The organism is Rufibacter tibetensis (assembly GCF_001310085.1).
Lineage (GTDB): Bacteria > Bacteroidota > Bacteroidia > Cytophagales > Hymenobacteraceae > Nibribacter > Nibribacter tibetensis.
Genome location: NZ_CP012643.1, coordinates 825,786 through 847,053 on the forward strand (window position 1 = coordinate 825,786; position 21,268 = coordinate 847,053).

Annotated in this window: 21 protein-coding genes; 12 read left to right on the forward strand and 9 right to left on the reverse strand. The window is 47.6% G+C overall.

The window, feature by feature from the left end:
• Positions 1 to 55: 55 nt before the first annotated feature.
• Entirely contained in the window at positions 56 to 1,996 is a 1,941-nt protein-coding gene (locus tag DC20_RS03140; protein WP_062542498.1) for an OmpA family protein, read from the reverse strand.
• A 384-nt stretch (positions 1,997 to 2,380) separates the two neighbouring features.
• Here DC20_RS03140 and yihA point away from each other — a divergent pair, with 384 nt between their 5' ends.
• The 3 genes from yihA to DC20_RS03155 are packed head-to-tail and all read left to right on the forward strand — an operon-like array spanning position 2,381 to position 3,908.
• A complete protein-coding gene (gene yihA / locus DC20_RS03145; RefSeq protein ID WP_062542499.1) occupies positions 2,381 to 2,989 on the forward strand; it encodes a ribosome biogenesis GTP-binding protein YihA/YsxC in 609 nt (202 codons plus the stop codon).
• A 37-nt stretch (positions 2,990 to 3,026) separates the two neighbouring features.
• Positions 3,027 to 3,422 (forward strand): energy transducer TonB, encoded by a 396-nt coding sequence (locus DC20_RS03150; RefSeq protein ID WP_062542500.1) that lies wholly within the window; start codon positions 3,027 to 3,029, stop codon positions 3,420 to 3,422.
• A 27-nt stretch (positions 3,423 to 3,449) separates the two neighbouring features.
• Complete coding sequence (locus DC20_RS03155; protein ID WP_062542501.1) at positions 3,450 to 3,908, forward strand: DUF5606 family protein; 459 nt, start codon at positions 3,450 to 3,452, stop codon at positions 3,906 to 3,908.
• Positions 3,909 to 3,998: 90 nt separating this feature from the next.
• Here the strand turns inward: DC20_RS03155 and fbp are convergent, their stop codons facing one another.
• A complete protein-coding gene (gene fbp / locus DC20_RS03160) occupies positions 3,999 to 5,030 on the reverse strand; it encodes a class 1 fructose-bisphosphatase (RefSeq protein WP_062542502.1) in 1,032 nt (343 codons plus the stop codon).
• Positions 5,031 to 5,152: 122 nt separating this feature from the next.
• Between fbp and DC20_RS03165 the strand changes: the two genes are divergently transcribed.
• The 4 genes from DC20_RS03165 to rsgA all read left to right on the forward strand — a co-directional run bounded on the left by DC20_RS03165 (position 5,153) and on the right by rsgA (position 9,838).
• A complete protein-coding gene (locus tag DC20_RS03165; RefSeq protein ID WP_062542503.1) occupies positions 5,153 to 6,433 on the forward strand; it encodes an aspartate kinase in 1,281 nt (426 codons plus the stop codon).
• A gap of 264 nt (positions 6,434 to 6,697) precedes the next feature.
• The gene (locus DC20_RS03175; RefSeq protein ID WP_062542505.1) at positions 6,698 to 7,327 is read left to right on the forward strand and encodes a peroxiredoxin; all 630 of its coding nucleotides are present in this window, start codon (positions 6,698 to 6,700) and stop codon (positions 7,325 to 7,327) included.
• A gap of 334 nt (positions 7,328 to 7,661) precedes the next feature.
• Entirely contained in the window at positions 7,662 to 8,918 is a 1,257-nt protein-coding gene (locus DC20_RS03180) for a 3-deoxy-D-manno-octulosonic acid transferase (RefSeq protein WP_062542506.1), read from the forward strand.
• Entirely contained in the window at positions 8,915 to 9,838 is a 924-nt protein-coding gene (gene rsgA, locus DC20_RS03185; RefSeq protein ID WP_062542507.1) for a ribosome small subunit-dependent GTPase A, read from the forward strand. Before DC20_RS03180 ends, rsgA begins: the two co-directional genes overlap by 4 nt.
• 46 nt (positions 9,839 to 9,884) lie before the next feature.
• On the opposite strand, the gene DC20_RS03190 is transcribed toward rsgA, so the two are convergent.
• Positions 9,885 to 10,442 (reverse strand): NUDIX hydrolase, encoded by a 558-nt coding sequence (locus tag DC20_RS03190; RefSeq protein WP_062542508.1) that lies wholly within the window; start codon positions 10,440 to 10,442, stop codon positions 9,885 to 9,887.
• A gap of 226 nt (positions 10,443 to 10,668) precedes the next feature.
• Between DC20_RS03190 and DC20_RS03195 the strand changes: the two genes are divergently transcribed.
• Entirely contained in the window at positions 10,669 to 11,127 is a 459-nt protein-coding gene (locus tag DC20_RS03195) for a peptidylprolyl isomerase (RefSeq protein WP_062542509.1), read from the forward strand.
• A gap of 133 nt (positions 11,128 to 11,260) precedes the next feature.
• Here DC20_RS03195 and DC20_RS03200 read toward each other — a convergent pair whose 3' ends face one another.
• The gene (locus DC20_RS03200) at positions 11,261 to 11,995 is read right to left on the reverse strand and encodes a hypothetical protein (protein WP_062542510.1); all 735 of its coding nucleotides are present in this window, start codon (positions 11,993 to 11,995) and stop codon (positions 11,261 to 11,263) included.
• A gap of 129 nt (positions 11,996 to 12,124) precedes the next feature.
• Positions 12,125 to 13,666, reverse strand: coding sequence for a sigma 54-interacting transcriptional regulator (locus DC20_RS03205; protein ID WP_062542511.1), 1,542 nt, complete (start codon positions 13,664 to 13,666; stop codon positions 12,125 to 12,127).
• A 126-nt stretch (positions 13,667 to 13,792) separates the two neighbouring features.
• On the opposite strand from DC20_RS03205, the gene DC20_RS22770 reads away from it, so the two are divergent.
• Positions 13,793 to 13,960: a hypothetical protein gene (locus DC20_RS22770; RefSeq protein ID WP_157593031.1), complete on the forward strand. Its 168-nt coding sequence runs from the start codon at positions 13,793 to 13,795 to the stop codon at positions 13,958 to 13,960.
• A gap of 59 nt (positions 13,961 to 14,019) precedes the next feature.
• Here DC20_RS22770 and DC20_RS03210 read toward each other — a convergent pair whose 3' ends face one another.
• Positions 14,020 to 15,120, reverse strand: coding sequence for a vWA domain-containing protein (locus tag DC20_RS03210; RefSeq protein ID WP_062542512.1), 1,101 nt, complete (start codon positions 15,118 to 15,120; stop codon positions 14,020 to 14,022).
• Between the two features lie 131 nt (positions 15,121 to 15,251).
• Here DC20_RS03210 and DC20_RS03215 point away from each other — a divergent pair, with 131 nt between their 5' ends.
• Positions 15,252 to 15,539, forward strand: coding sequence for a DUF427 domain-containing protein (locus DC20_RS03215; protein WP_062542513.1), 288 nt, complete (start codon positions 15,252 to 15,254; stop codon positions 15,537 to 15,539).
• Between the two features lie 133 nt (positions 15,540 to 15,672).
• Here DC20_RS03215 and DC20_RS03220 read toward each other — a convergent pair whose 3' ends face one another.
• Positions 15,673 to 16,656, reverse strand: coding sequence for an acyl-ACP desaturase (locus DC20_RS03220; protein WP_062542514.1), 984 nt, complete (start codon positions 16,654 to 16,656; stop codon positions 15,673 to 15,675).
• A gap of 202 nt (positions 16,657 to 16,858) precedes the next feature.
• Between DC20_RS03220 and DC20_RS22535 the strand changes: the two genes are divergently transcribed.
• Positions 16,859 to 17,629: a class I SAM-dependent methyltransferase gene (locus DC20_RS22535; RefSeq protein ID WP_083470232.1), complete on the forward strand. Its 771-nt coding sequence runs from the start codon at positions 16,859 to 16,861 to the stop codon at positions 17,627 to 17,629.
• Positions 17,616 to 19,079, forward strand: a complete 1,464-nt coding sequence (locus DC20_RS03230) for a N,N-dimethylformamidase beta subunit family domain-containing protein (protein WP_062542516.1) — start codon at positions 17,616 to 17,618, stop codon at positions 19,077 to 19,079. The genes DC20_RS22535 and DC20_RS03230 overlap by 14 nt, the downstream gene beginning before the upstream one ends.
• Here the strand turns inward: DC20_RS03230 and DC20_RS03235 are convergent.
• Together DC20_RS03235 and DC20_RS03240 are read right to left on the reverse strand one after the other, a co-directional pair.
• Complete coding sequence (locus tag DC20_RS03235; protein WP_062542517.1) at positions 19,003 to 19,971, reverse strand: glycosyltransferase family 2 protein; 969 nt, start codon at positions 19,969 to 19,971, stop codon at positions 19,003 to 19,005. The two genes, DC20_RS03230 and DC20_RS03235, sit on opposite strands and share 77 nt — an antisense overlap.
• The gene (locus DC20_RS03240) at positions 19,968 to 21,245 is read right to left on the reverse strand and encodes an MATE family efflux transporter (RefSeq protein WP_157593032.1); all 1,278 of its coding nucleotides are present in this window, start codon (positions 21,243 to 21,245) and stop codon (positions 19,968 to 19,970) included. Before DC20_RS03240 ends, DC20_RS03235 begins: the two co-directional genes overlap by 4 nt.
• Between the last annotated feature and the right edge of the window lie 23 nt (positions 21,246 to 21,268).

Below are 21,268 nucleotides of genomic sequence, written 5' to 3' on the forward strand. Positions count from 1 at the left end.
TCGGGGCTCTGTTTCATTTTAGTTTTCTGAAAACAGCTCAGAAAACGCTCTTATCTTATTGCTCAGCGCTTCTGATCACGTTGAACTCAGTACGACGGTTCAACTGCATGTTCTCAGGAGTGTCATTTGGAGCAGCCGGACGACGCTCACCGTAAGACACAGTGATTAGACGGTTGCTAGGAATGCCTTGCTGCAACAGGTAGTTGTAAGCGGCCATGGCACGATTCTCACCCAAGGTCACGTTGTACTCATCTGAAGCACGGGCATCTGTGTGGCCATCAATGGAGATACGCAAGGCTGGGTTGGCTTTCATGACACGTACAATGTTATCCAATTCAGCGATAGACTCAGGACGCAGGGTGTATTTGTCTGTGTCATAGTAGATGCGTTTGAAAGCGTAAGCGCCTGTTCCTACGCCAGTAGTATCTTCAAAAGCGATATAGAAGTCTTTCTCAAATACAGTGGTGTCGCTTAATGACATTGGCACTTCATACTGCTCAGTAGCTAATGTTTTACCGTCTTTGGTCAGGGTCACCTGATACGGACGAGATGAAAGCACACTTACCTGGTAGTTTCCTGAATCTGGCTTAGTAACATCACGGTATTCCAGCGGCGTGTTGCTGGCGGTTTTACCAGAGAACACCAGCTCAACACCTGGGATAATGGTTGAGTCACGAAGGCTGTACACATGGCCACGAACGGCAGCGTTACGGATGTAGTTGATGGTGTAAATGTCTTTTTCACCGTAACCGCCCATACGGTAAGAAGAAAGGTACGCGTAAGAACCATCTGGGCTTAAGCGGTAGTAAGTATCATCATCTGGCGTGTTCACCGGATACCCCATGTTGGTAGGTCTGCTCCAACGGCGAGCAACTGTATCAAAAGTCATGGTGAAAACGTCATAACCACCCATGGTAGAGTGACCACGTGAGCTGAAATACATGGTTAAACCATCTGGCGTGAAGTAAGGGCTGTCTTCATCATAAGGAGTGTTTACCCCGTTTCCGAAGTTTTTCGCTTCACCCCACTCACCATTTGGCTGGCGCTTAGAGTAGTAAATGTCCAAGTCACCGTTCTGAGAGAATTGGCTTGTAGAGAAGTAAAGGGTAGACCCGTCTCTTGAAATAAAGGCATCACTTTCAAAACCTTTAGAGTTGATGTTTCTGCCTAACTTCTGTGGCTGGCCCCAGTCACCACCATCACGGCTGGTCATGAAGATGTCACCACCTTCATCCTGACGGTACATTAATAGTTTGGTGTCGTTGTCAACCAATTGAATAGAAGCATCGTGACCGGTACCGTTCAAACGACCGCTCAAAGATTTTGGAGTCTCCCACTGGTCCTGGCCCAAACGGCGGGTCTCAAAAATATCTTCATAATACTCACCGTCTGCTGCTTCTTTACCACCGGTAACACTGGCGCTACGAGAGGTAAACAACAGGTAGTTGTCATCCGAAGAAATAACCGGGCTGTGCTCAGAGTAAGGCGTGTTTACAGTAGGTCCCAGGTTTTTCACGAAAACATCTTTGGCGTTAGCCACTTCTTTTTTGGCGTTACGGGCATGCTGCAAAAGCAAAGCAGCCTGCTCTTTTCCATCATCGTCACGCTTGCCTAGAGTAGCTTGGTAAGCCTGTGCATTCTTGATGGCATTGTCAAACTCATAGTTCACCAGGTCAACGCGACCTAACCAGTAAAGGACATCATCCCCAACTTTTGGTTTTGCTCTGTATGCTTTGTAGATGTAATCACTTGCTTTCTCTTTGTCAAAAGCAATTAAGCTGATACCTGCCCGGTACATTGCCTTCGCATTTTCAGGGTCACGCTCCAGGGCACGCTCATAATAAGGAAGTGCAGCACGAAAGTTTGCTTGATTAAAGAATTTGTCTCCGTTCCGGATAAGCTTACGCGTGCTCTGCGCCATGGCTGAGGAAGCAACCAAGCACAGAGTAAAAATTAAAAAAGAGTTTCTAAACAATCGCTTGTCTAAGTGATTCATAGTGTAAAAGTTAAGGTATAGTATCTTCTGTTATAGGTGCAAGAACAAAAATAAAACGACGCTTAAAGGCTCTAATATCAGTATCTCTTCTATTGTCGTTTGCATGAAAGAGCACTACAATAATATTTAAAATTCTTAAGATAGTAATTCTTTAATAAAAAATTATTGCAACGTTTTTATTAGCAAAGTGCCGCAATATAGAAAAACTATCTTAACTCATAATTATATCGGGTTTTACTTATCCGCCATACGATACTTGAAATTGACTTAAATAGTTACTTATACTAAAGGATTTTGCCTTAAAGGCTGCGTTTTGTGAGATTATGAAAGGGTTAGGTGTTTATTTGGTACCTTTGTATTTATTAATAAACGTATGCAGTAATTATGGTCATCAAAGAAGCAAAGTTCGTTACCAGTAATACCCGCGCTGACTTGTGCCCGCAAACTGAATTGCCGGAGTATGCGTTTATTGGGCGGTCAAATGTAGGCAAGTCGTCGCTCATCAACATGCTTACCAACCGGCTCAAATTAGCCAAAACGTCTTCGTTCCCGGGCAAAACCCAACTTATAAACCACTTCCTGATCAATGACAACTGGTACCTGGTAGACTTACCTGGGTATGGCTGGGCTAAGGTAAGCAAAGATTCACGGGAACAATGGAGAAAGATGATTTTGCACTATTTAAAAAATCGTCAGAATCTAGCATGCGTGTTTGTGCTGATAGATTCCCGCCTCCCCCCTCAAAAACCGGATTTAGAGTTTATAGAACTTCTGGGAACCATGGGTATCCCATTTGTGCTTATCTTCACGAAGACTGATAAGCAAACTGGCACGAAAACTGATGCCAATATAGCGGTCTTCATGAAAACACTTCAGGAAACCTGGGAAGAGTTGCCTATGTACATGAAAAGCTCCTCCTCCTCTAAAGAAGGACGGGAAGAGATTCTTAATTTCATAGCCAGCGTGAACCAACGGTATCAGGAAGAGCATTAAGCACCGTTTATTCTTTATTAGTCTAAATTTTTCCCCAATGAAATTTAAACACTTTGCGGCTGCGGCCCTTTTCACCTTCTTTGCAGCAGGTACGGTTTCGGCACAAACCACCAAGCCTGCGGCTGCCACTAAGGCTACAACTCAGACCGGCAAATTGCCGGTAGCGGACCATTATCCCGGAGGACAGGATTCCTTGATTGCTCATATACAGCGCAACATTCAGTATCCGGCTCTGGCAAAACGGAACCGCGTCATGGGCACCTGCCTCATCCACTTTACATTAAAGGAGGACGGGGCCATCACCAATGCTAAAATCCTGAAGGAAGTAGGCGGCGGTACCGGCCAGGAAGCCTTAAGGGTGGTAAAACTGCTTAAATTCAAGGCTCCCGGGTACAGCGAACAATACAGCGTGCCCGTAAACTTCAAACTCTAATCATTCATTAAAACTTAATTTACCTCTATGCCATTTGACCTGAAAGAGATCGCTTCTATTTCCGGTATGCCGGGCCTCTACAGAATTGTAGCTCCTACCCGCAATGGAATCATTGTAGAAAGTCTCACTGAGAAACCAACCCGCAGCGTTGCGCAGGCTAGAAACCGGGTGTCTATTCTACAGGAAATCTCCATGTACACCAATGATGAAGAATCTACCGTGCCGTTAGCTGACATCTTTGACAGAATCAGAAAACAGTACGGCTCTGAACTGCCGGTGACACCAAAATCAAGCACCCAGGAATTATCTTCATTCTTAGAATCGGTTCTTCCAGACTATGATCAGGAGCGGGTATACGCGTCTGACATGAAGAAACTGGCCCAGTGGTATCTGATTGTAAACCAATTTGTGCCATACACAGAAGAAGCTGCTACAGATGCTGCTACCTCTGGAGATTCCCAAGAAAGTGCCTCTGCTGCAGAGTAATTTCTTTTAACAGTAACAGTCCCTAAACACCGCGGCCCTTGTCATTGACAAGGGCCGCGGTGTTTAGGGACTGTTTTACCAAATTAAAGGTTAAACCAGCATAGAAGATCTAACGGGTCTCTCTCTAGCGACCATTAAATTCTCTACTTCGTCTACCATTTCTTTAGACCCGATGTAGAAGGTGCAGCGCTGGTGCAGTTCTGAAGGCTGTATCTCCAGAATGCGTTGGCTTCCGTTGGAGGCTTTTCCGCCAGCTTGTTCTACCAGGAAAGCCAGGGCATTGCACTCGTACAGCAATCTCAACTTCCCGCCTGGTGATTTCAGGGTATTGGGGTACAGGTAAATACCCCCTTTTAGCAAGTTGCGGTGGAAATCAGCCACCAAAGAACCAATGTAACGGGCGGCGTAATTCCGTACGCGGCAAAGCTCTACATAGTGTTTAATGCTTTCAGGGAAGTGGTTAAACCCGCCTTCGTTCACTGAATATATATTACCATTTTGAGGCGTGGTGATATTTGGGTGCGAAAGGAAGAACTCGCCTAATGAAGTTTCATAGGTGAATCCGTTTACACCGCAACCGGTGGTATACACCAGCATGGTGCTGGAGCCATAGATCACGTAACCAGCCGCTACTTGCTCGGTTCCTTTCTGGTAGAAATCTTCCATGGTGGCTTCAGTGCCTATTTCAGAAATGCGGCGGTAAATAGAGAAGATAGTCCCAATGGACACGTTCACGTCAATGTTAGAAGACCCATCCAAGGGGTCAATAGCCACAATGTATTTCCCGTTGTTGTTTCCGGTATGAATCACCTCTTCTTCTTCCTCAGAAATGATGGCGCAAACTTCGCCCCCGTTCCGCAAAGCGCGTATGAACCGGATATTGGCTACTACATCTAATTTCTGCTGGTCTTCTCCCTGCACATTCTGCTTTCCGTATGCTCCACCTATATCTGTAAGCCCTGCGTGGTTTATGGCCCGGTTTACTATTTTTGCAGCCAACGCAATATCACGTAATAACTGAGATAATTCACCAGTGGCATATGGGAAATCCTCTTGTTTCCGCATAATAAATCTGTCTAGCGTAGTGCCAACTGGAAGGGCTAAATTCTCTTTTAGTGTCATAGGATTAAGTAGATAAATAGACGGAGATAATTCTGGTACTTATAAAATAGATTACAATAATACTAATAAAACAGCAAATTACAGTAGTAGCTTTAACAGTTTCTTAACCCATAACTTTATAAATGATAGTTTACAAATTTGGAGGCGCCTCCGTAAAAGATGCCGTGGCATTCAGAAACATCTTCCACATCTTGTCCTTATTACAAGATCAGGAAAAGCCTGTGGTTGTAGTATCTGCCATGGGCAAGACTACTAATGCGCTGGAGCATACCTTCAAACTTGCCCATCAGGGACTAAGCTATTCTGAGCCTTTACTGGAAATACAGCAGTACCATCAAAGCAATGTGCAGAATTTATTTCCTTCAGGTAATCACCCGGTATATAAAGCACTGCAAGAGCAATTTTCTTCTTTGGAAAACACGCTACAGCAGGTCAGGCCCCAGGAAGATTTTGATCAACAATATGATCAGGTAATCAGCGTGGGCGAGCTTCTGTCAAGCGTGATTCTTCACCACTTTTTAAGCAGCCAAGGATATCAGAATCACTGGCTAGATTGCCGGGAGTACGTCCGGACAGATGCTACCTGGCGTGAGGGTCGGGTAGACTGGGAACGGACCGAAAATCAGATTTCCCAACACTTGCCTTCTATTCTGGAGAACAGCCCCGTTATCACCCAAGGATTCATTGGCGGCACTACAGACGGAAGCACCACCACACTAGGCCGCGAAGGCTCTGATTTTAGTGCCGCCATTTTCGCGTACTGCTTGCAAGCTGCCTCCCTAACCATCTGGAAAGATGTGCCCGGCTTACTCAACGCTGATCCTAAGCTATTTAAGGATACCATAAGATACGAAGAAATTGCGTACCAAGAAGCAATTGAGATGGCTTATTATGGCGCTTCGGTCATTCATCCCAAAACCGTTCAACCCCTTGCCAAGCGCTGCATCCCCCTGCACGTGAAATCATTCCTGCACCCAGATAAGCCCGGCACCGTCATCTGGAACTGCCAGCACGACCGTATTGCACCCTCTTTTATCTTAAAGCAGAACCAATGTTTGCTCTCCTTCCACACCAAAGACTTCGGGTTTATCTCTGAGCAACACTTAAGCAGCATTTTCCAGGCCTTGAGCCAGCACCGCCTCAAGATTAACCTGATGCAGAATTCAGCTATTTCCTTCTCTACCTGCGTGGATGCAGACAAAACCCGAGTGGAAGCAGTGAGAGCACAGTTAGCAGATGAGTTTGTCATTTTATATAATGAGCCACTGCATCTGTTCACCATTAAGAACTACGACCAACCCAGCCTGGAAAAACTAACCCACGGCAAGGAGATTCTTCTGGAGCAGCGCAGCAGACAAACGTACCAGTTCATCTGCCGGCCTACCGGGGACTTTCCTCACTAAGGAAAAAGGCCTAAACAGCAATAATGGTCAAGGCAAAGCAGGTAGCCGCCTTTACGTTAAAAGCTGAAAGTGGTTTTATTGAAAGCGAAGGCCCGTCTTTTCCTTGGTGCTTTTCCAAAGGAAACTACTTCCACCCTAAGTTTAGCGGTTCTGTTTTTTTCTTTATTGCAGGGTTAAAAGTGAGGCAGTACCTTTGCACCCGCAAAAGCCTTTCTGGTTAGAAAAGCTTTGCTGGACAGTAACATTTAACATTCCCCGTAAAACATGGCAGTATTAGTAGGTAAAAAAGCACCATCTTTCAAAGCTACTGCGGTAGTAGATTTAGAGTTTGAAGAGGACTTTTCTTTAGATCAATACATTGGAAAACAACACGTATTGTTCTATTTCTATCCAATGGACTTCACGTTTGTGTGCCCTACAGAAATCATCGCGTTTCAGGACCGTTTAGAAGAATTTACCCGTAAAGGCGTAGCCGTAGTGGGTTGCTCTACTGACTCGCACCAATCGCACTGGGCTTGGTTGAACACCCCACGTGAAAGAGGCGGTATTGAAGGCGTAACGTACCCATTAGTAGCCGATGCTACCAAAACCATTTCTGCCAACTATGATGTGCTGGCTGGTCATTATGACTACAATGAGGAAGGCGAGATGATCTTTGTAGGTGAGCCAGTAGCTTACCGTGGTCTGTTCCTGATTGACAAACAAGGCATTGTGCGCCACCAGGTAGTAAATGACCTGCCACTTGGCCGTAGCATTGACGAAGCCCTTAGAATGGTAGACGCTCTGCAGTACTTTGAAGAAAAAGGCGAAGTTTGTCCTGCCAACTGGGAAGAAGGCAAAGAAGCCATGCAAGCTACCCACGAGGGAGTTTCTACTTACCTGGCTAGCCACTAATTCACTCATCTCATCAATAAAGAAAGGCTCCTGCATACATCAGGAGCTTTTCTTTTTATACCCCAGCCCTTGCACCAACCTGTTTTGAACGCGACTTTCTAATCTCTGCTGCATGCAGTAACCCCTTTCAGGCCTGTTTTCCCAATAATCGCCCTGAAAGAGCAACTTCAAAGCAATTATTTTGCCTGCAGAATAGAAATAAGTTTTACTTTTTCACCTGGAAAAGTGGGTCGTCCTGTAAAGAAGGCAGTATATTTACTTCAGAGGCTATTCTTGGGTATGAGTGCATCTGTTACTACCCCCCTGTTTTACTTGATATCAAACCCGGTAAGAAATGTCAAAGATTCTTTATGAAGTAGGTGTGCGGGCCTATGGGCTAGGAGTACGTTTGGCAGCTCCCTTCCACCCTAAAGCAGCCCAGTGGGTAAATGGTCGCAAAGGAGTTTTTGAAGAAATAGGGCTAAAACTGCAGAACAACAAGGCCCCAGTGGCTTGGTTTCATTGCGCCAGTCTAGGTGAGTTTGAACAGGGCCGACCATTAATAGAAGCTTTCCGGGAGCGGTTTCCTGAGCACAAGATTGTTCTTACCTTTTTCTCCCCATCTGGGTACGAAGTCCGGAAGAACTATGCTGGGGCGGATTTCATCTTCTACCTACCTTTAGACACCGCCGAAAACGCCCGCAGGTTTCTGCACCTGGTAAAACCACAGTTAGCCGTTTTTGTAAAATATGAGTTCTGGCATCACTACACCCATGCCTTACGGAAGCGCCACATTCCTTTATTTTCCATCTCGGCTATTTTCAGATCCAATCAGGTTTACTTCCAGAAAACGGGAAGCTTTTACCGCCGCATCTTAGAACGCTTCACTCATATTTATACCCAAAACCTGGAATCGGCTCAGTTGTTGGCCAGTATTGACTTTACCAGGGTAAGCATGGCGGGTGATACGCGCGTAGACAGGGTTCTGCAAAACGCCAAAAACGCGGCACCTATTCCTATTGCCCAAGCCTTCAAAGAGAATGCCCCCGTTATGGTAATTGGCAGCAGTTGGCCCGAGGACCTGAAAATACTCCTCCCCTTCATGCAGGACCAACTGCCTAACCTCAAGTTCATCCTGGCCCCGCATGAGATCAAGGACAAGGAATTAACAGAGATTGAAGAACAGTTTCCAGGAAAAGCCATCCGGTACTCACAGGCTGATCCTGCCTCAGTGGCTGGGTTCCGGATTCTGCTGATTGACAACATCGGCATGCTGTCCAGTTTATACCAATATGCCACCTATGCCTATGTGGGTGGCGCCTTTGGGAAAGGCCTGCATAACACCCTGGAACCGGCGGCCTTTGGGCCTCCCATTTTCTTTGGGCCTAAGTATGAAAAATTTCAGGAGGCAATTGATCTGGTAGAGGCAGGTGCAGCTTTCTGCATTCGTTCCTCCCAAGACCTCAACAAGAAGGTGTCTAAATTCCAGGAACACCCCTCTTCTTTGGAAAAAGTTCGGTCCATAACTCAAAACTACTTGAAGAAACAGGCTGGGGCTACAGACCATATCTTAACATCTTTAGAATATTGGTTACCTTCGCGCAAGGTATGACAGGGACAGTAGTAAAATCAACGGGCTCTTGGTATTTGGTTCGCGCTCACGCAGAGGGGCAGCTGTACAAATGCCGCCTGCGCGGAAAATTCAAGAACAAAGGCTTAAAAGTAAGTAACCCAATTGCCGTAGGCGATGAAGTTACCCTGGAACCCGAGGGAGGCGAGCACCAAGGCGTCATCACCGATATCAAACCCCGCCGCAACTACATTATCCGGAAGTCTACCCACAAGGCGCACCATGCCCATATTGTGGCCTCTAACCTAGACCAGGCCTTTCTGGTAGTGACACTAGTGTCGCCGCGCACGTCTTTTGGTTTTATAGACCGTTTTCTGGTCACCGCTGAGGCGTATAGTATTCCGGCAACACTCCTCTTCAACAAACTGGATCTGTACGATGGCGAAGCTCTCGGTTATCTGGAACAGGTCATGGGCCTGTATAAGCAAGTGGGCTACCCTTGTTTTCCTTGCTCGGCACAAACTGGTGAGGGCATTGCTGAAATTGAAGGCTTGCTCGCCGATAAAACCACCTTGTTTACGGGCCATTCCGGGGTAGGGAAAAGTACCTTGGTCAACTCCTTGGTACCCGACCTGGACATCAAGACCTCAGAAATATCGGCATTCTCAGACAAAGGCGTGCACACCACCACCTTTGCTGAAATGTTTGAAGTGGGTGCCAACACGTACCTGATTGACACGCCTGGCATTAAAGAACTGGGCGTGGTGGAAATGAAGAAGGAAGAAATTGGTCACTATTTTCCTGAAATGCGCGAACGGCTGAACAAATGCAAGTACCACAACTGCGTGCACATCAATGAACCCGGATGTGCGGTGCAAGACGCCGTTAAAAAAGGAAAGATCGCCCTTCCCCGCTACGAAAGCTACCTAAGCCTCCTCCAGAACGACGACTCGCACCGGTAACCTCTGCTTCTGAACTGGTTTTCAGAAAAATACGCTTATAACAAGGCTATCCTGCCCTGTTCTGGTGCTCTTCCAACAGCGATAGAATATGCAGAAAGTGTTCTTGTAAAGGAATATAGTTCCTGCTAGGCGAAGTGCTTTGCAGGTCAGCCCGTAGCTTAGGCATTGAGAGATATTCCACCTCTTCCACTTCCTCCTGCTGAACGGTAAAATCTTCTGCGTTTAAGCTGGTATGGTAAAGAAAAATACCCGCGTGCTCCCTGTCCAGCAACCCCGCTTTTTCATCTTTCCCATCAATAGTGACTACTTTAACAAATTCAAGCTTCTCGGGCTGTACCGCAATTCCTAATTCTTCAGACAACTCCCGCACGGCACAGTCCAGATAGGTTTCTTCCGGGCCCAGGTGACCACCAATGCTGATGTCCCAGAGCGAGGGAAACAAGTCTTTAGATGAGCTCCGCCTATGGCAGAGGTAACCCTTTTCTGGGTGCAACACGTAAATCTGCACTGTTCTGTGCCAATAGCCTATTTTATGAACTTCACGCCGAGATAGGTTCTGGAACAAAGGCTGGTTGAGCTGGTCAAAGGTGGCTAAATACTCCATGGTGTATTGTAAAGCGTAAAAATATTGTAACAGAACGTTCCACCTTTTCTTTCAATGAATTGAAAGTAGTTTTGGTGCTCTTTTTAGAAAATACCTGCTAGAGAGAAAGAGCGGCTGTAGTCTGGCATCGGCCGTGGGCTACAAAATTTACGTATCTTTGCAGGAAACGCTGCCACTATTAGCTGTAGCAGCGGTTTATTGAACCACAAAAGTACTTTTATTACTTATGAAAACTGCAGAAATCCATACCCAAAAGGGCGTTATGAAAGTAGAATTCTACGAGAAAGATGCCCCTAAAACAGTTGAGAACTTCACCAAACTGGCAAAAGACGGCTTCTATGATGGCCTTACTTTTCACCGTGTTCTTCCTGATTTCGTGATACAGGGAGGTTGCCCTAACTCTCGCGAGGGCGCCAAAGGAATGGCCGGAACTGGTGGACCAGGTTACAAAATTGACTGCGAAATCTCAGGTGGAAACCAGTACCACGACCGTGGCGTGTTGTCAATGGCCCACGCTGGCCGCAACACCGGTGGCTCACAGTTCTTCATCTGCCATAGCCGCAATAACACCGCCCACTTAGACCGCAACCACACCTGCTTCGGGAAAGTGGTGGAAGGTTTGGAAGTAATTGATGCCATCAAAGCCGGTGATAGAATTGAGAAGATTGTAGTGAACGAAGCATAAAAAGGTATTGGCAGTCGGAACTTAGGTCCTGAGTTTGCCTCCTCCTTCAATAATTTGAATGAATGGCCGGAAGACTTCTGTTTTCCGGTCATTTTTCTAAAAAGTACCTTAAAGCCTTTAGGCTGACACCCCATCAAAGCAAAAGCAGAAGAACCGAATAGGCAGTTGCGCCAATGAGAAAAGCGGAGAACTTGCTTTCCCGCTCTTCGGGCAGTTCTTCCTTTAACACATTGAGCACGACTCCTCCAGCCAGAAAAGCTAACAGCAAAGCGGTGGCTGCATCAGAGATTTCCAAAAGCAAGCCCATCACCCACCCTACAGCCAAGGCGGTCACCAGCAACCAACGGCCTACGTGTTGGTAGCGTTTTTTGTGATGCTCACGCAGCCCGAAGTCATTGACCAGGAAATGCAAGGCCATGGCTACCCAGTAAAACAAAATTTCTGCTGCTGGTTGTTCTTCGCGTTTATGCAGAAGGTAGCCAATCAAAGCATTGTACAGCGCAAAGGACCCCATGTGCACCCAAAACACTGAAGCGGGTGTTTCATCACTATCCCCCTTTCCTCCTTTTCTGGTTTTGATGGCCATGCGCTCAATGCCGTAGAACATCACCAGCCCAATCAAAGACATGAGATACATATGGTGCTCTAAAAAATACAAGCCTTGGTTCTGGGCGGCTTTCTGCACATGCTCCTGGCCTTCCTGCAGTTCAGGGAAAAGGTGCAGGAACACATACGCCACTGATACCCCGCCAGCCCCAGACAGCCAGACACTCCTGGGCATCCCCTCTAAGAACTTTAGACGGTAGCCTAATAGGTGCACCATCATCAAGCCAAGCAAAGGAAGTAAGGTGACCAGAAAATCAGGCATAGCGCAGGGTTATGGTGAGATTATTAGTTACGTTGTACTTGAGACACCGCTAAAAAGTTAAAGCGCCCGTGACTGGTAGGCCACGGGCGCTTTAACTTTTTAATTTTGATCTGATTTTAGAAAAACAGCTTAGAAGCGGTCATTATCGTCATCATCGTCCTCGTCTTCGGTTAAGCTGAAGTCACCACCGGAGAACATGCTGCTAAGTAGGTCTTTGAACTGAAGGCCAGCGATGAGACGGTTACGGGAGATAAGGCTGTACTCGGCCAAACCGTGTAGGCAGAACTCCATCCAGAAAAGGTGCTCCGTATCGCTTTGTGGGGTAGGCTGAAATTTATTCACTACTTCAGAAAGACCCGGCACCTGGTTCAGCTCGCGTTTGTATTCCGCGTCTGAGGCATCATTGAGCAAGTCAAGCGTATGTCCGTCTGAGAACCAGGCCGTCACTTTCTTGTAAGGATCTTTCTCTTTCTGCTTTTTGAACTTGTCTGGGTCTGGGAAGTAGTGCAGGAACTGGGTTCTGATGGCTTTCCCCATCAATCGGTACGCCACTCCGCCAGCACCTTCCTGCTCACCTTCGTATACCAACTCCACTTTACCTGTCACGGCTGGTACCGCGGCCAGGAAATCAGCAATGCGGACGTGGGTTTGGGAATCAGCGTTAAGGAGCACGCGTCTTTCGGCAGCGCTTACCACGTTTTCATAAGCTGAGATAGTTAAGCGAGCCGACACGCCACTTTTGGCATCTACGTACTCGCTTTCACGGGCCTCAAACGCAATTTGCTCCACCAAGTCATGGATGAGTTCATGGCCAATTACTCGCTCTTTCTGCACCCGGGTAATACGCGCCTCCTGCTTGGTGATGCGCTTACCCGTCTCTATGTTTTTAGGATAGTGGGTGATAATCTGGCTGTCAATCCGGTCTTTGAGCGGCGTTACAATGGAACCCCGGTTGGTGTAGTCTTCAGGGTTAGCCGTGAATACGAACTGGATGTCCAGCGGAAGCCTGATTTTGAACCCTCTGATCTGTATGTCGCCTTCCTGCAAGATATTGAACAACGACACTTGGATACGGGCCTGCAAATCGGGTAATTCGTTGATCACGAAAATACCGCGATGCGCTCTCGGGATCAAACCAAAGTGGATCACGCGTTCATCTGAGTAAGGCAGTTTCAAAGTGGCTGCTTTGATGGGGTCCGCATCACCAATCAAGTCCGCCACCGATACGTCAGGAGTGGCCAATTTTTCGGTGTAGCGTTCATCGCGGTGGAGCCAGCTAACAGGCGTGTCATCACCGTGGTGGGCAATCTGGTCCAGGGCGAAACGGGATAGCGGCTGCAACGGATCATCGTTCAACTCAGAACCAGCGACTACGGGCACGTACTCGTCTAAGAGCTGCACCAGAAGCCGCGCAATACGGGTTTTGGCCTGACCACGCAAACCCAGCAGGTTTATGTGGTGACGGCTCAGGATAGCGCGCTGCAGGTCTGGAATAACCGTTTCCTCGTACCCGAAGATGCCCGGAAACACTTCCTCGCCGCTGCTCAGTTTCTGAATGAGGTTGGCGCGCAGTTCTTCTTTCACACTTCGCGGCTCATAGCCGGCGGCCTTTAGTTGGCCCAGGGTCTTAATCTTGTGCAGTTGCTCTGCAGGTATATCGGTATAAAGCATGTGTACTTTTGGTTGGTCGTTACGTGTAGTTTTATGATCTGTCCTTGCTCTGCTTTCAGGGTGTTTCTTCAAAAGCAGGGCTGAAACAGCTACTTCTGTCTAAGTTTATTTTTCTATTTTGCGCCGATGAAAACCTCTTCGCTTCTTTACTTCCTGGCCACCGTCCTAGCCATATTAGGTGCCGTGCTCCGGATCTCTCACGTCATTGACAAGTATGCTTTTTACGCGCTGTTCGGCGTGAGTCTGGCACTAGGTATTTGGGGCAATGAACTGCGGCGGCGCGAGGTCAAATAAGGTCAACGCTAGCGACTTTAAAGCTCTTTTTCTAAAAACGGCTGCAAAATGCACTACGGCTACATGCGCTTCTTTTTGTTTCGGCCGTAATCCTGGAACACCAGGTCACCCAATCCTTTGAGACTGCTGTAATAAGCTTGCCCGTTATTTACCTGGGTAAACTCTTCTACAAACTGCTTAAGGTACGGATCTGAAGCAATCATAAATGTGGTGATGGGAATGCCTAATCTTCTGCACTGCGCGGCCAGGTTCAAAGTTTTGTTCACCACTTTCCTATCCAGCCCGAAGCTGTTTTTGTAGTACTTCAGGCCTTCTTTGAGACACGTTGGTTTCCCGTCGGTGATCATGAAGATCTGCTTGTTGGTGGTCTTCCGGCGGCGCAGCAAATCCATGGCCAGTTCCAGACCCGCCACGGTGTTGGTGTGGTACGGCCCTACCATAAGGTACGGCAAATCTTTCACCGTAATCTGCCAGGCATCGTTCCCGAACACAATGATGTCCAGGTTGTCTTTGGGGTACTTGAGTTTCACCAATTCGGCCAGGGCCATGGCCACTTTCTTGGCGGGCGTGATGCGGTCCTCACCGTACAGGATCATGGAGTGTGAGATATCAATCATGAGCACCGTGCTGGTCTGCGATTTATGCTCGCGCTCTGTTACCTCCAAATCCTGCTCGGTGAGGAAAAAATCATCGGCAATGCCGTGCTGAATCTGCGCATTCCGGATAGACTCCGTTAGCTCAATCTGCTCAGGCGCATCCCCGAAGCGGAACTCGCGGCGGTCTGCCGAGGCCTCGTCGCCAATACCCGTTTTAGGGGTGGTATGGTTTCCGCGGCCGCCTTTTTTCAGTTTCCCAAAAATCTCTTCCAGCGCGCTTTTCCTGATCTTCTGCTCGCCTTTGGCCTGCAACTTGAACTGCCCATCGGGGCCTTTGTCCTCTATGTACCCGTTTTTCTTAAGGTCTTCGAAAAAGTCACCTAAACCGTACGAATCGTCGGTGAGGTTGTAGCGTTTGTCTAACTCACTCATCCAGGACATGGCTTCGGCCACGTCTCCGGCGGTAAGGGTAATGAGTTGGAGGAAGATCTGGAGCAAAGATTCAAAGCCTTTGTCCTTGGGTTCCTCCGGAACGAAATTGGTAAATCTATATCCGGCTGCCATGGGTTCTTCAGTATCTATTCTGTAACAACGTGTAAACGCAAATGTTCTTGTGAAGGGTAACCTTCTACCGCAAAAGGAGTAAACACTATAAATAAGTGCAATAAAATTATAATAAAAATACTATTTCAAGAATGCGCGCCATCTGGAAAAACACCATACTTGCAGAAAGTGACACCACAATTGAGGTGGACGGAAACCATTATTTTCCACCCTCTTCTTTACGTTGGGAATTTTTCAAACCCAGCTCCAGGCATTCTGTCTGTTCCTGGAAAGGAGAAGCTTCTTACTATTCTGTACAGGTGGGCCATTTTGAAAATCCAGATGCCGCCTGGACTTACCCGCAACCCCAGGAAAAAGCGAAACAGATTGAAGGGTTTATCGCTTTCTGGAAAGGCGTGCAAGTGGTAGGCAAGAACTAACCTCTACTGCTAAACTAGATTCATGGTATCACAATTCATATAATGGTGATGTTGGAAACACAAACGCCCCGCAGGATTCTGCAGGGCGTTTGTGTTTTATTTTATGGAAAAGAGGCCTGAACCGGCTTTTCTCTTAGGAGTCAATCCACTTAAACTTGTACTGCAGTTCTGGTACACGCAAACGGTCTGCCACACGACGTAAACGGTTTGGCAAAGCCATTAAGTAGTCACGAGCACGTTCACCGGCTTCGTTCAAGCCTGTCATGCTAGAGATTTTCCACTCTCTGATGAGGGTTTCCATGATCTCCACGTAGTCTGAAGAAGTGTACACGCCAATACGCTGAGCGGCATCAGTGAAGTGACCGAAAGTTTGGCCTTGGTCAATTCCTAATTCACGCAGGTAATGGGCAGGCATTACAATCTTCTTGCGCATCATGTCTTCAAAGGCAAGCATCATTTCTGATGGGTCTACCTCAAAGATTTTCTTCACGAAGGTTTTATATGCCTTAGCATGGCGTCCCTCATCAGCGGCAATGTAGTTACAGATACGCGACAACGTAGTTTCACCAGCTTGTTTGGCCAAAGCACCTACGCGACGGTGAGACACGTTCGTAGCCGTTTCCTGGAAGGAGGTGTACACAAAGCTTTTGTACGGATCATCATCGGTCTTGATGTCCATGCCGTCGGCGATGAGGTACTGGGTGGAAGCTTCCATCTGACGCATGTCAATGCGGCCAGACAGATAGAGATAGCGGTTCAGCAAGTCACCATGACGGTTCTCCTCAGAAGTCCAGCCGCGGTTCCATTTCATCCAGGAACTGTCTGGGTTGGTGTTCACTTCCTTGATGCTCATGATCCAGCTCTCATATGTAGGCAGGGCCTCTTCAGTGATGGTGTCACCAATTAAAACGGCAAGCAGGTCATAAGAAAGCTCGCGGGCACGCTCTTTCAAATCACGCACTTCGTCAAAGAAGGAGTCCATGCGGGCATCTGGCAGAAAATCAGCTGGTTGCCAGCTATCTTCCACTGATTTCAGGAACTCAGGTAGAGCTGTGTCCAGGAACTTCTCCACATATATCATCACCTCTGAACGAGTGGCTAAAGCATTATTAATCATATATTCTTTGGATATGGAAGAACAAATATATTACTTTTTAAGAAGAATGCCCGGTGGTGGCGTAACTCTTAAATAAACCACCTCTCTATTGCACCTTTTCAAGTAGTTCCATACGTAAAAGTCCCCTTCAAGGTGTCAGTATTTGTAGCTCAATGTAAAAACAGTAGTTTTATTTATCTTTGGAAACACCTTACTAGCTTCTATGCCACTGCCGTTGTTAAAGAAAGTGCTTCCGGCGAAGGCCCGGCTTTCTTTACGAAAGTTTTTCTGGCTTTCCAGAAGCTGGTTGTACCTGGGTGGCAAGGTTTATTGCCCTTTGTGTGAGACCACTTTCAGAACGTTTTTACCCTTCGGAAGTGAGCGCCGCCCCCAAGCCCTTTGCCCACGTTGCCATACCTTGGAACGCCATCGCCTGTTATGGCTCTACCTACAGGAACAGGTAAAAATAAAGGAACGTCCGCTAATGGTGCTACACATGGCTCCGGAGCCGATTTTGCAAAAACGCCTCAAAAACCTCCCAAACCTACACTACCGAAGCGCAGACTTGACCTCTCCTGTTGCCATGGACCTCGTAGACATCCAGGCCTTGCCCTACCCTACCGCTTCTTTTGACCTGATTCTGTGCTCCCACGTGTTGGCACACGTGCCAAATGACAGGCAAGCCTTGCAGGAATTGAGGCGCGTGTTAACCCCAACTGGACAGCTGCTGCTACAAGCCCGTCTGCACTCCCATGCCACTACAGTCGAGAATCCCAATGCCAAAACTCCCCAGCAGCGTTTAAAAGCATATGGACAGGCAGACCGTTTCCGGAACTACGGACACGATTTCGCCCAACGGGTGGCCGTCCAAGGTTTTAAAGTGAAGGCGGTTGAGTATGCTAATTCCCGAACTCCTGAAGAGCAGGCTTGGCTGGGCTTGGGCAATCATGAACTGATTTTTGTAGCTACGCACTCTGCCCATGGAGTTGCTTAAGAAAGTCATCCGGACATTTCCTTTTCTTAGGGCGGTCTTCCTGAAAACAGCGGGTCCGCTCCGGCATTTTGCCTGGCGCCTAAAACCGACTCCGCGCCTGACTATAGATGCTGTAACCCCTGATATGGTGCCGCAGCCATTAGAAGGGTACACAGACAAACCTTTTTACCTTCCGGGAGAAACAATTGGTTTCCACCTCAAAGCGGAGTTGCCACAGAACCAATTACAACTTCAGAGAAATGTTGGAGATCAACAATGGGAGGAAGTAGCGGTACATGCTTTTGACACCTTCCCCCAACCAGATGTAGTAGAAGAGGCACAAAACGGCTGCGGTTGGCGTGTAGGCTGGCAATTTCAATTACCGCCAACTGCCAACGCTGGATATTACTGCGCCTTGTTGACCAACCCTGCCTTAGAGAAGCCCGCTGAGATTCATTTCCTGGTAGGGACTGCCTCCCCCATCTCTACTGTAGCAGTATTGGCCCCGGTGACCACCTGGTTAGCGTACAATGCCTATGGCGGACAGTCCTTGTACCGAAATGCCATCAATGAAGGCCTTGCTCCTTTTGTCTCGGGACTTCGGCCTAACTCAGCCCTCACCTATGAGGCCAATCACCCTTTGCAGCACAACCTCCGGATTGAGGCCAACATTTTCCATTGGTTTTACCAACTTTACGAAGCAGACCTGTACCCCGATTACTACCTGGAGGTGCACCCAAACCTGTTTGAAAAACATCAGGTCCTGGTTCTAGCCTACCACGCTGAATACTTCTCCCAGAAAATGTATGCGTCTCTAAGAAACCTGATTTTTCAGCAGCGCAAGTCTTTGTTGGCCTTAGGCGGAAACCAAGTGTATTGGCAGGTAAGATGGCACCAGAACTTTACGAAGCTAGAGTGCCGCAAAAATGGGGAGTTTTTCCAAAATGAGACCCAAAGAGGTTGCCTCTGGCGACATACACCTTATCCGGAAGCACAACTTCTGGGTGCCCAATTCTCAGAACCCGGCATGGGAACCTTCGCCCCTTATCAAGTTCTTGAGCCAGACCATTGGCTTTTTGCAGGAAGCGGAGTAAAAGAGAACGAGACCTTTGGTGAAAGAGGGCTAGACCAGTTGCCCATTTGCGGAGATGAAACAGATAAAACCAGCTGGAGTACTCCGGTCAATACAGTAATTTTAGGGAAAGGGTTAAATAAAGAAGACGGAAAAGGCACAAACGTCTATTCAAGAACCGACACTGATTGGAACGGGATTGGCGGTGGTGAGATCACGTTCACAGAACTTTCTCCTTCTCATGCGGTGCTAAACACAGGCTCCATCCAAAGTGGTTCAGGACTGGGAACAGATACTGTTTTCACCAGCCTCATCCAAAATTTTATGCGGAGGTATGTCCGTACCGCCACCTGTGGTACCACCGCCGAAGAAACTGCAAAGGCACCTTCTGCTTTGTAAGCATCCGGAGAAGTTTATAGACAGCCGTCATTCCGCCTTCTTCCTGCAGGATTTGTAGCAACTGAGCTGCTTCTGCATAGTTGGCGGTAAGATATGCATGGCGGGCTTCATACTTAATTCTGACTTTGAGCGCCTCCCTCTCCAATGGAGTCCTAACTAATTTCTGAGCCTTTTGAATCACTTTAACGGTGGAAGCCAACTGCTTATCGCCTTTCTGGTACACTCTTCTAGATAAGGAATGAGGATGCATCCGGCGCTGGCACAGCACCTGATCCAGAAAATGATACTTCCAATTACGGGAAGAGCGCACCCAAAAATCAAAGTCTTCATATGCCAACTCCGGATCATACCCCTTCAATTCTTCCAGCACCAGCCGCCTAATCATCATGGTAGGCGGACAAATAAAGTAACGCCCCAGTACCTCTGAGAACACATCTCCCTGAACCGGCTTCGGGAATAGTTGACCCGAAGCATTACGGGCGTAGAAAAATCCTAAGGAAGTCGATTGCTCATCTATCAGCTCAGCATCAGTATATACTACTCCGTAAGTGGCACCCAGTTTTTGGAACGCCTCCACTTGTAGTGCCACCCGGTCAGGATACAACACATCATCAGTGGCAAAGTCTATGATGAACTCGCCTTGACTGAGTAGCAAGGCTTCATTAAAAGAGGCGCAGTTACCTTGGTTCTGGGTATGCCTGATGAATCTAATGGCTGGAAAACGATGTACGTAGTCTTGTATGATCTCTACACTGTTATCAGTACTTAGGTCATCCACTATCAGAATCTCTATCTTCGGATACGTTTGATCCAGCACCGAGTCAAGGGCCTCTCTAAGGAACGACGCATGGTTGTAGCAGAGGCAGATAATGGAGACGAGCGGTTCGGTCATGCTTTAAGAAAATAAGACCGGAAAAGGTACAGGTGAAAAACTAAAAAAACACCGTAGCGCACAGCATAGGCAATGGGCAATCCCTCTATCCCAAGCAGGGGCATAAGGCAAGCCACTAATGTGACATACAAAAGGCCTGAACCCAACTGTGTGAGTATGTACAGTTTTACCCGTGCCTGAACAGTAATAATGTAGGAAAGCACCCAAGCAGTCATCTTCAGGAAATCGCCTAAAACCTGGTAGTTCATCAGGTCACGAGCGGCTAGGAATTCACGGTGAAAAAGCAACTGAATGAAAAAGTCGCGCTGCCACCAGAAGATAAGCAACCCCACCGCTAACGCTGGCACTAATAGGTAGAATATGCTTTTCACGTAAACCTGCAGTGCCTGGGGCTGAGGCAGCAACGCGGCTATTTTAGGATAGTAGACCATTCCTAAAATAGAAACATACACCATGGTGTAGCTGTCTGAGATTTTCACCACCGACTGCCATAAGCCGGTTTCTACCATGGAAAACTGCTGGATGGCCAGTTCCCGCACCACAAAGTCAATCAATTTAGCGCCTACTAAGGTGGAAAGGGCCATCACCAAAAACTTCCCTAGATTACGGACAACGTCGGGGGACCACCCCCACTGCCACCTGGGTACAAGGCCTTTGAAAATCACCACCGCCATTCCTACCAAGCCGCTGATACTTTGCCCGGTCAAAAACAGCACCAAAGCTGAGGACAATTCTACCCGGCCAACAGCCCACCACGTAACCCCAATACTGATAACACTGGTAAGAAGGCTTAAGTACACATAAGCCCGTAAGGCCTGCTTGGCTAATAGCACTGATAACCAGAACAAGTGCAACAGAAGCAGTACAAAGAGGCACAAGAAAATCCAGAACTCCGTAATCCCGGGTTGCACTGGTATTTCTTGGCTGAACCGCTCAAGGAAAAAAGCAGGAAATAGAATAATAGCCGCAATGCCTCCCAAAAAAGTAAGGAGATTTAAAGACAGGCCCATCCAGAAATAAGATCTGTAGGAAGCACTATCAGGCTCATGTTGCGCCAAGTGCCTGATCAACCCCACGTTGATACCGCTGTTAGGAAGCGTAGTGAGTAAGGCAATAAGATTCTGGAAGTGCGCCAGCAACGTGATTCCCTGCGGCCCATAGTACACGGCAAACAACTTATTAATCATAAGCGAACTGCCCGCCCTGGCAACAGTTGAAAGCCCTGACCACACCGAATTACTTAAAAATTGCCGCAAGTGCTGCTTTCGCGCCATGGTGCAAACTACAAAGAAATTGT

Excerpts from the sequence above, each read along its gene's own strand:
- DC20_RS03140 (WP_062542498.1), bottom strand. The coding sequence starts at position 1,996 with ATGAATCACTTAGACAAGCGATTGTTTAGAAACTCTTTTTTAATTTTT.
- rsgA (WP_062542507.1), top strand. The coding sequence starts at position 8,915 with ATGACAGGGACAGTAGTAAAATCAACGGGCTCTTGGTATTTGGTTCGC.
- DC20_RS03175 (WP_062542505.1), top strand. The coding sequence starts at position 6,698 with ATGGCAGTATTAGTAGGTAAAAAAGCACCATCTTTCAAAGCTACTGCG.
- DC20_RS03190 (WP_062542508.1), bottom strand. The coding sequence starts at position 10,442 with ATGGAGTATTTAGCCACCTTTGACCAGCTCAACCAGCCTTTGTTCCAG.
- DC20_RS22535 (WP_083470232.1), top strand. The coding sequence starts at position 16,859 with ATGCCACTGCCGTTGTTAAAGAAAGTGCTTCCGGCGAAGGCCCGGCTT.
- DC20_RS03195 (WP_062542509.1), top strand. The coding sequence starts at position 10,669 with ATGAAAACTGCAGAAATCCATACCCAAAAGGGCGTTATGAAAGTAGAA.
- DC20_RS03165 (WP_062542503.1), top strand. The coding sequence starts at position 5,153 with ATGATAGTTTACAAATTTGGAGGCGCCTCCGTAAAAGATGCCGTGGCA.
- DC20_RS03230 (WP_062542516.1), top strand. The coding sequence starts at position 17,616 with ATGGAGTTGCTTAAGAAAGTCATCCGGACATTTCCTTTTCTTAGGGCG.
- DC20_RS03155 (WP_062542501.1), top strand. The coding sequence starts at position 3,450 with ATGCCATTTGACCTGAAAGAGATCGCTTCTATTTCCGGTATGCCGGGC.
- DC20_RS03220 (WP_062542514.1), bottom strand. The coding sequence starts at position 16,656 with ATGATTAATAATGCTTTAGCCACTCGTTCAGAGGTGATGATATATGTG.
- DC20_RS03150 (WP_062542500.1), top strand. The coding sequence starts at position 3,027 with ATGAAATTTAAACACTTTGCGGCTGCGGCCCTTTTCACCTTCTTTGCA.
- DC20_RS03240 (WP_157593032.1), bottom strand. The coding sequence starts at position 21,245 with ATGGCGCGAAAGCAGCACTTGCGGCAATTTTTAAGTAATTCGGTGTGG.
- yihA (WP_062542499.1), top strand. The coding sequence starts at position 2,381 with ATGGTCATCAAAGAAGCAAAGTTCGTTACCAGTAATACCCGCGCTGAC.
- DC20_RS03205 (WP_062542511.1), bottom strand. The coding sequence starts at position 13,666 with ATGCTTTATACCGATATACCTGCAGAGCAACTGCACAAGATTAAGACC.
- DC20_RS03235 (WP_062542517.1), bottom strand. The coding sequence starts at position 19,971 with ATGACCGAACCGCTCGTCTCCATTATCTGCCTCTGCTACAACCATGCG.
- DC20_RS03210 (WP_062542512.1), bottom strand. The coding sequence starts at position 15,120 with ATGGCAGCCGGATATAGATTTACCAATTTCGTTCCGGAGGAACCCAAG.
- DC20_RS22770 (WP_157593031.1), top strand. The coding sequence starts at position 13,793 with ATGAAAACCTCTTCGCTTCTTTACTTCCTGGCCACCGTCCTAGCCATA.
- fbp (WP_062542502.1), bottom strand. The coding sequence starts at position 5,030 with ATGACACTAAAAGAGAATTTAGCCCTTCCAGTTGGCACTACGCTAGAC.
- DC20_RS03200 (WP_062542510.1), bottom strand. The coding sequence starts at position 11,995 with ATGCCTGATTTTCTGGTCACCTTACTTCCTTTGCTTGGCTTGATGATG.
- DC20_RS03180 (WP_062542506.1), top strand. The coding sequence starts at position 7,662 with ATGTCAAAGATTCTTTATGAAGTAGGTGTGCGGGCCTATGGGCTAGGA.
- DC20_RS03215 (WP_062542513.1), top strand. The coding sequence starts at position 15,252 with ATGCGCGCCATCTGGAAAAACACCATACTTGCAGAAAGTGACACCACA.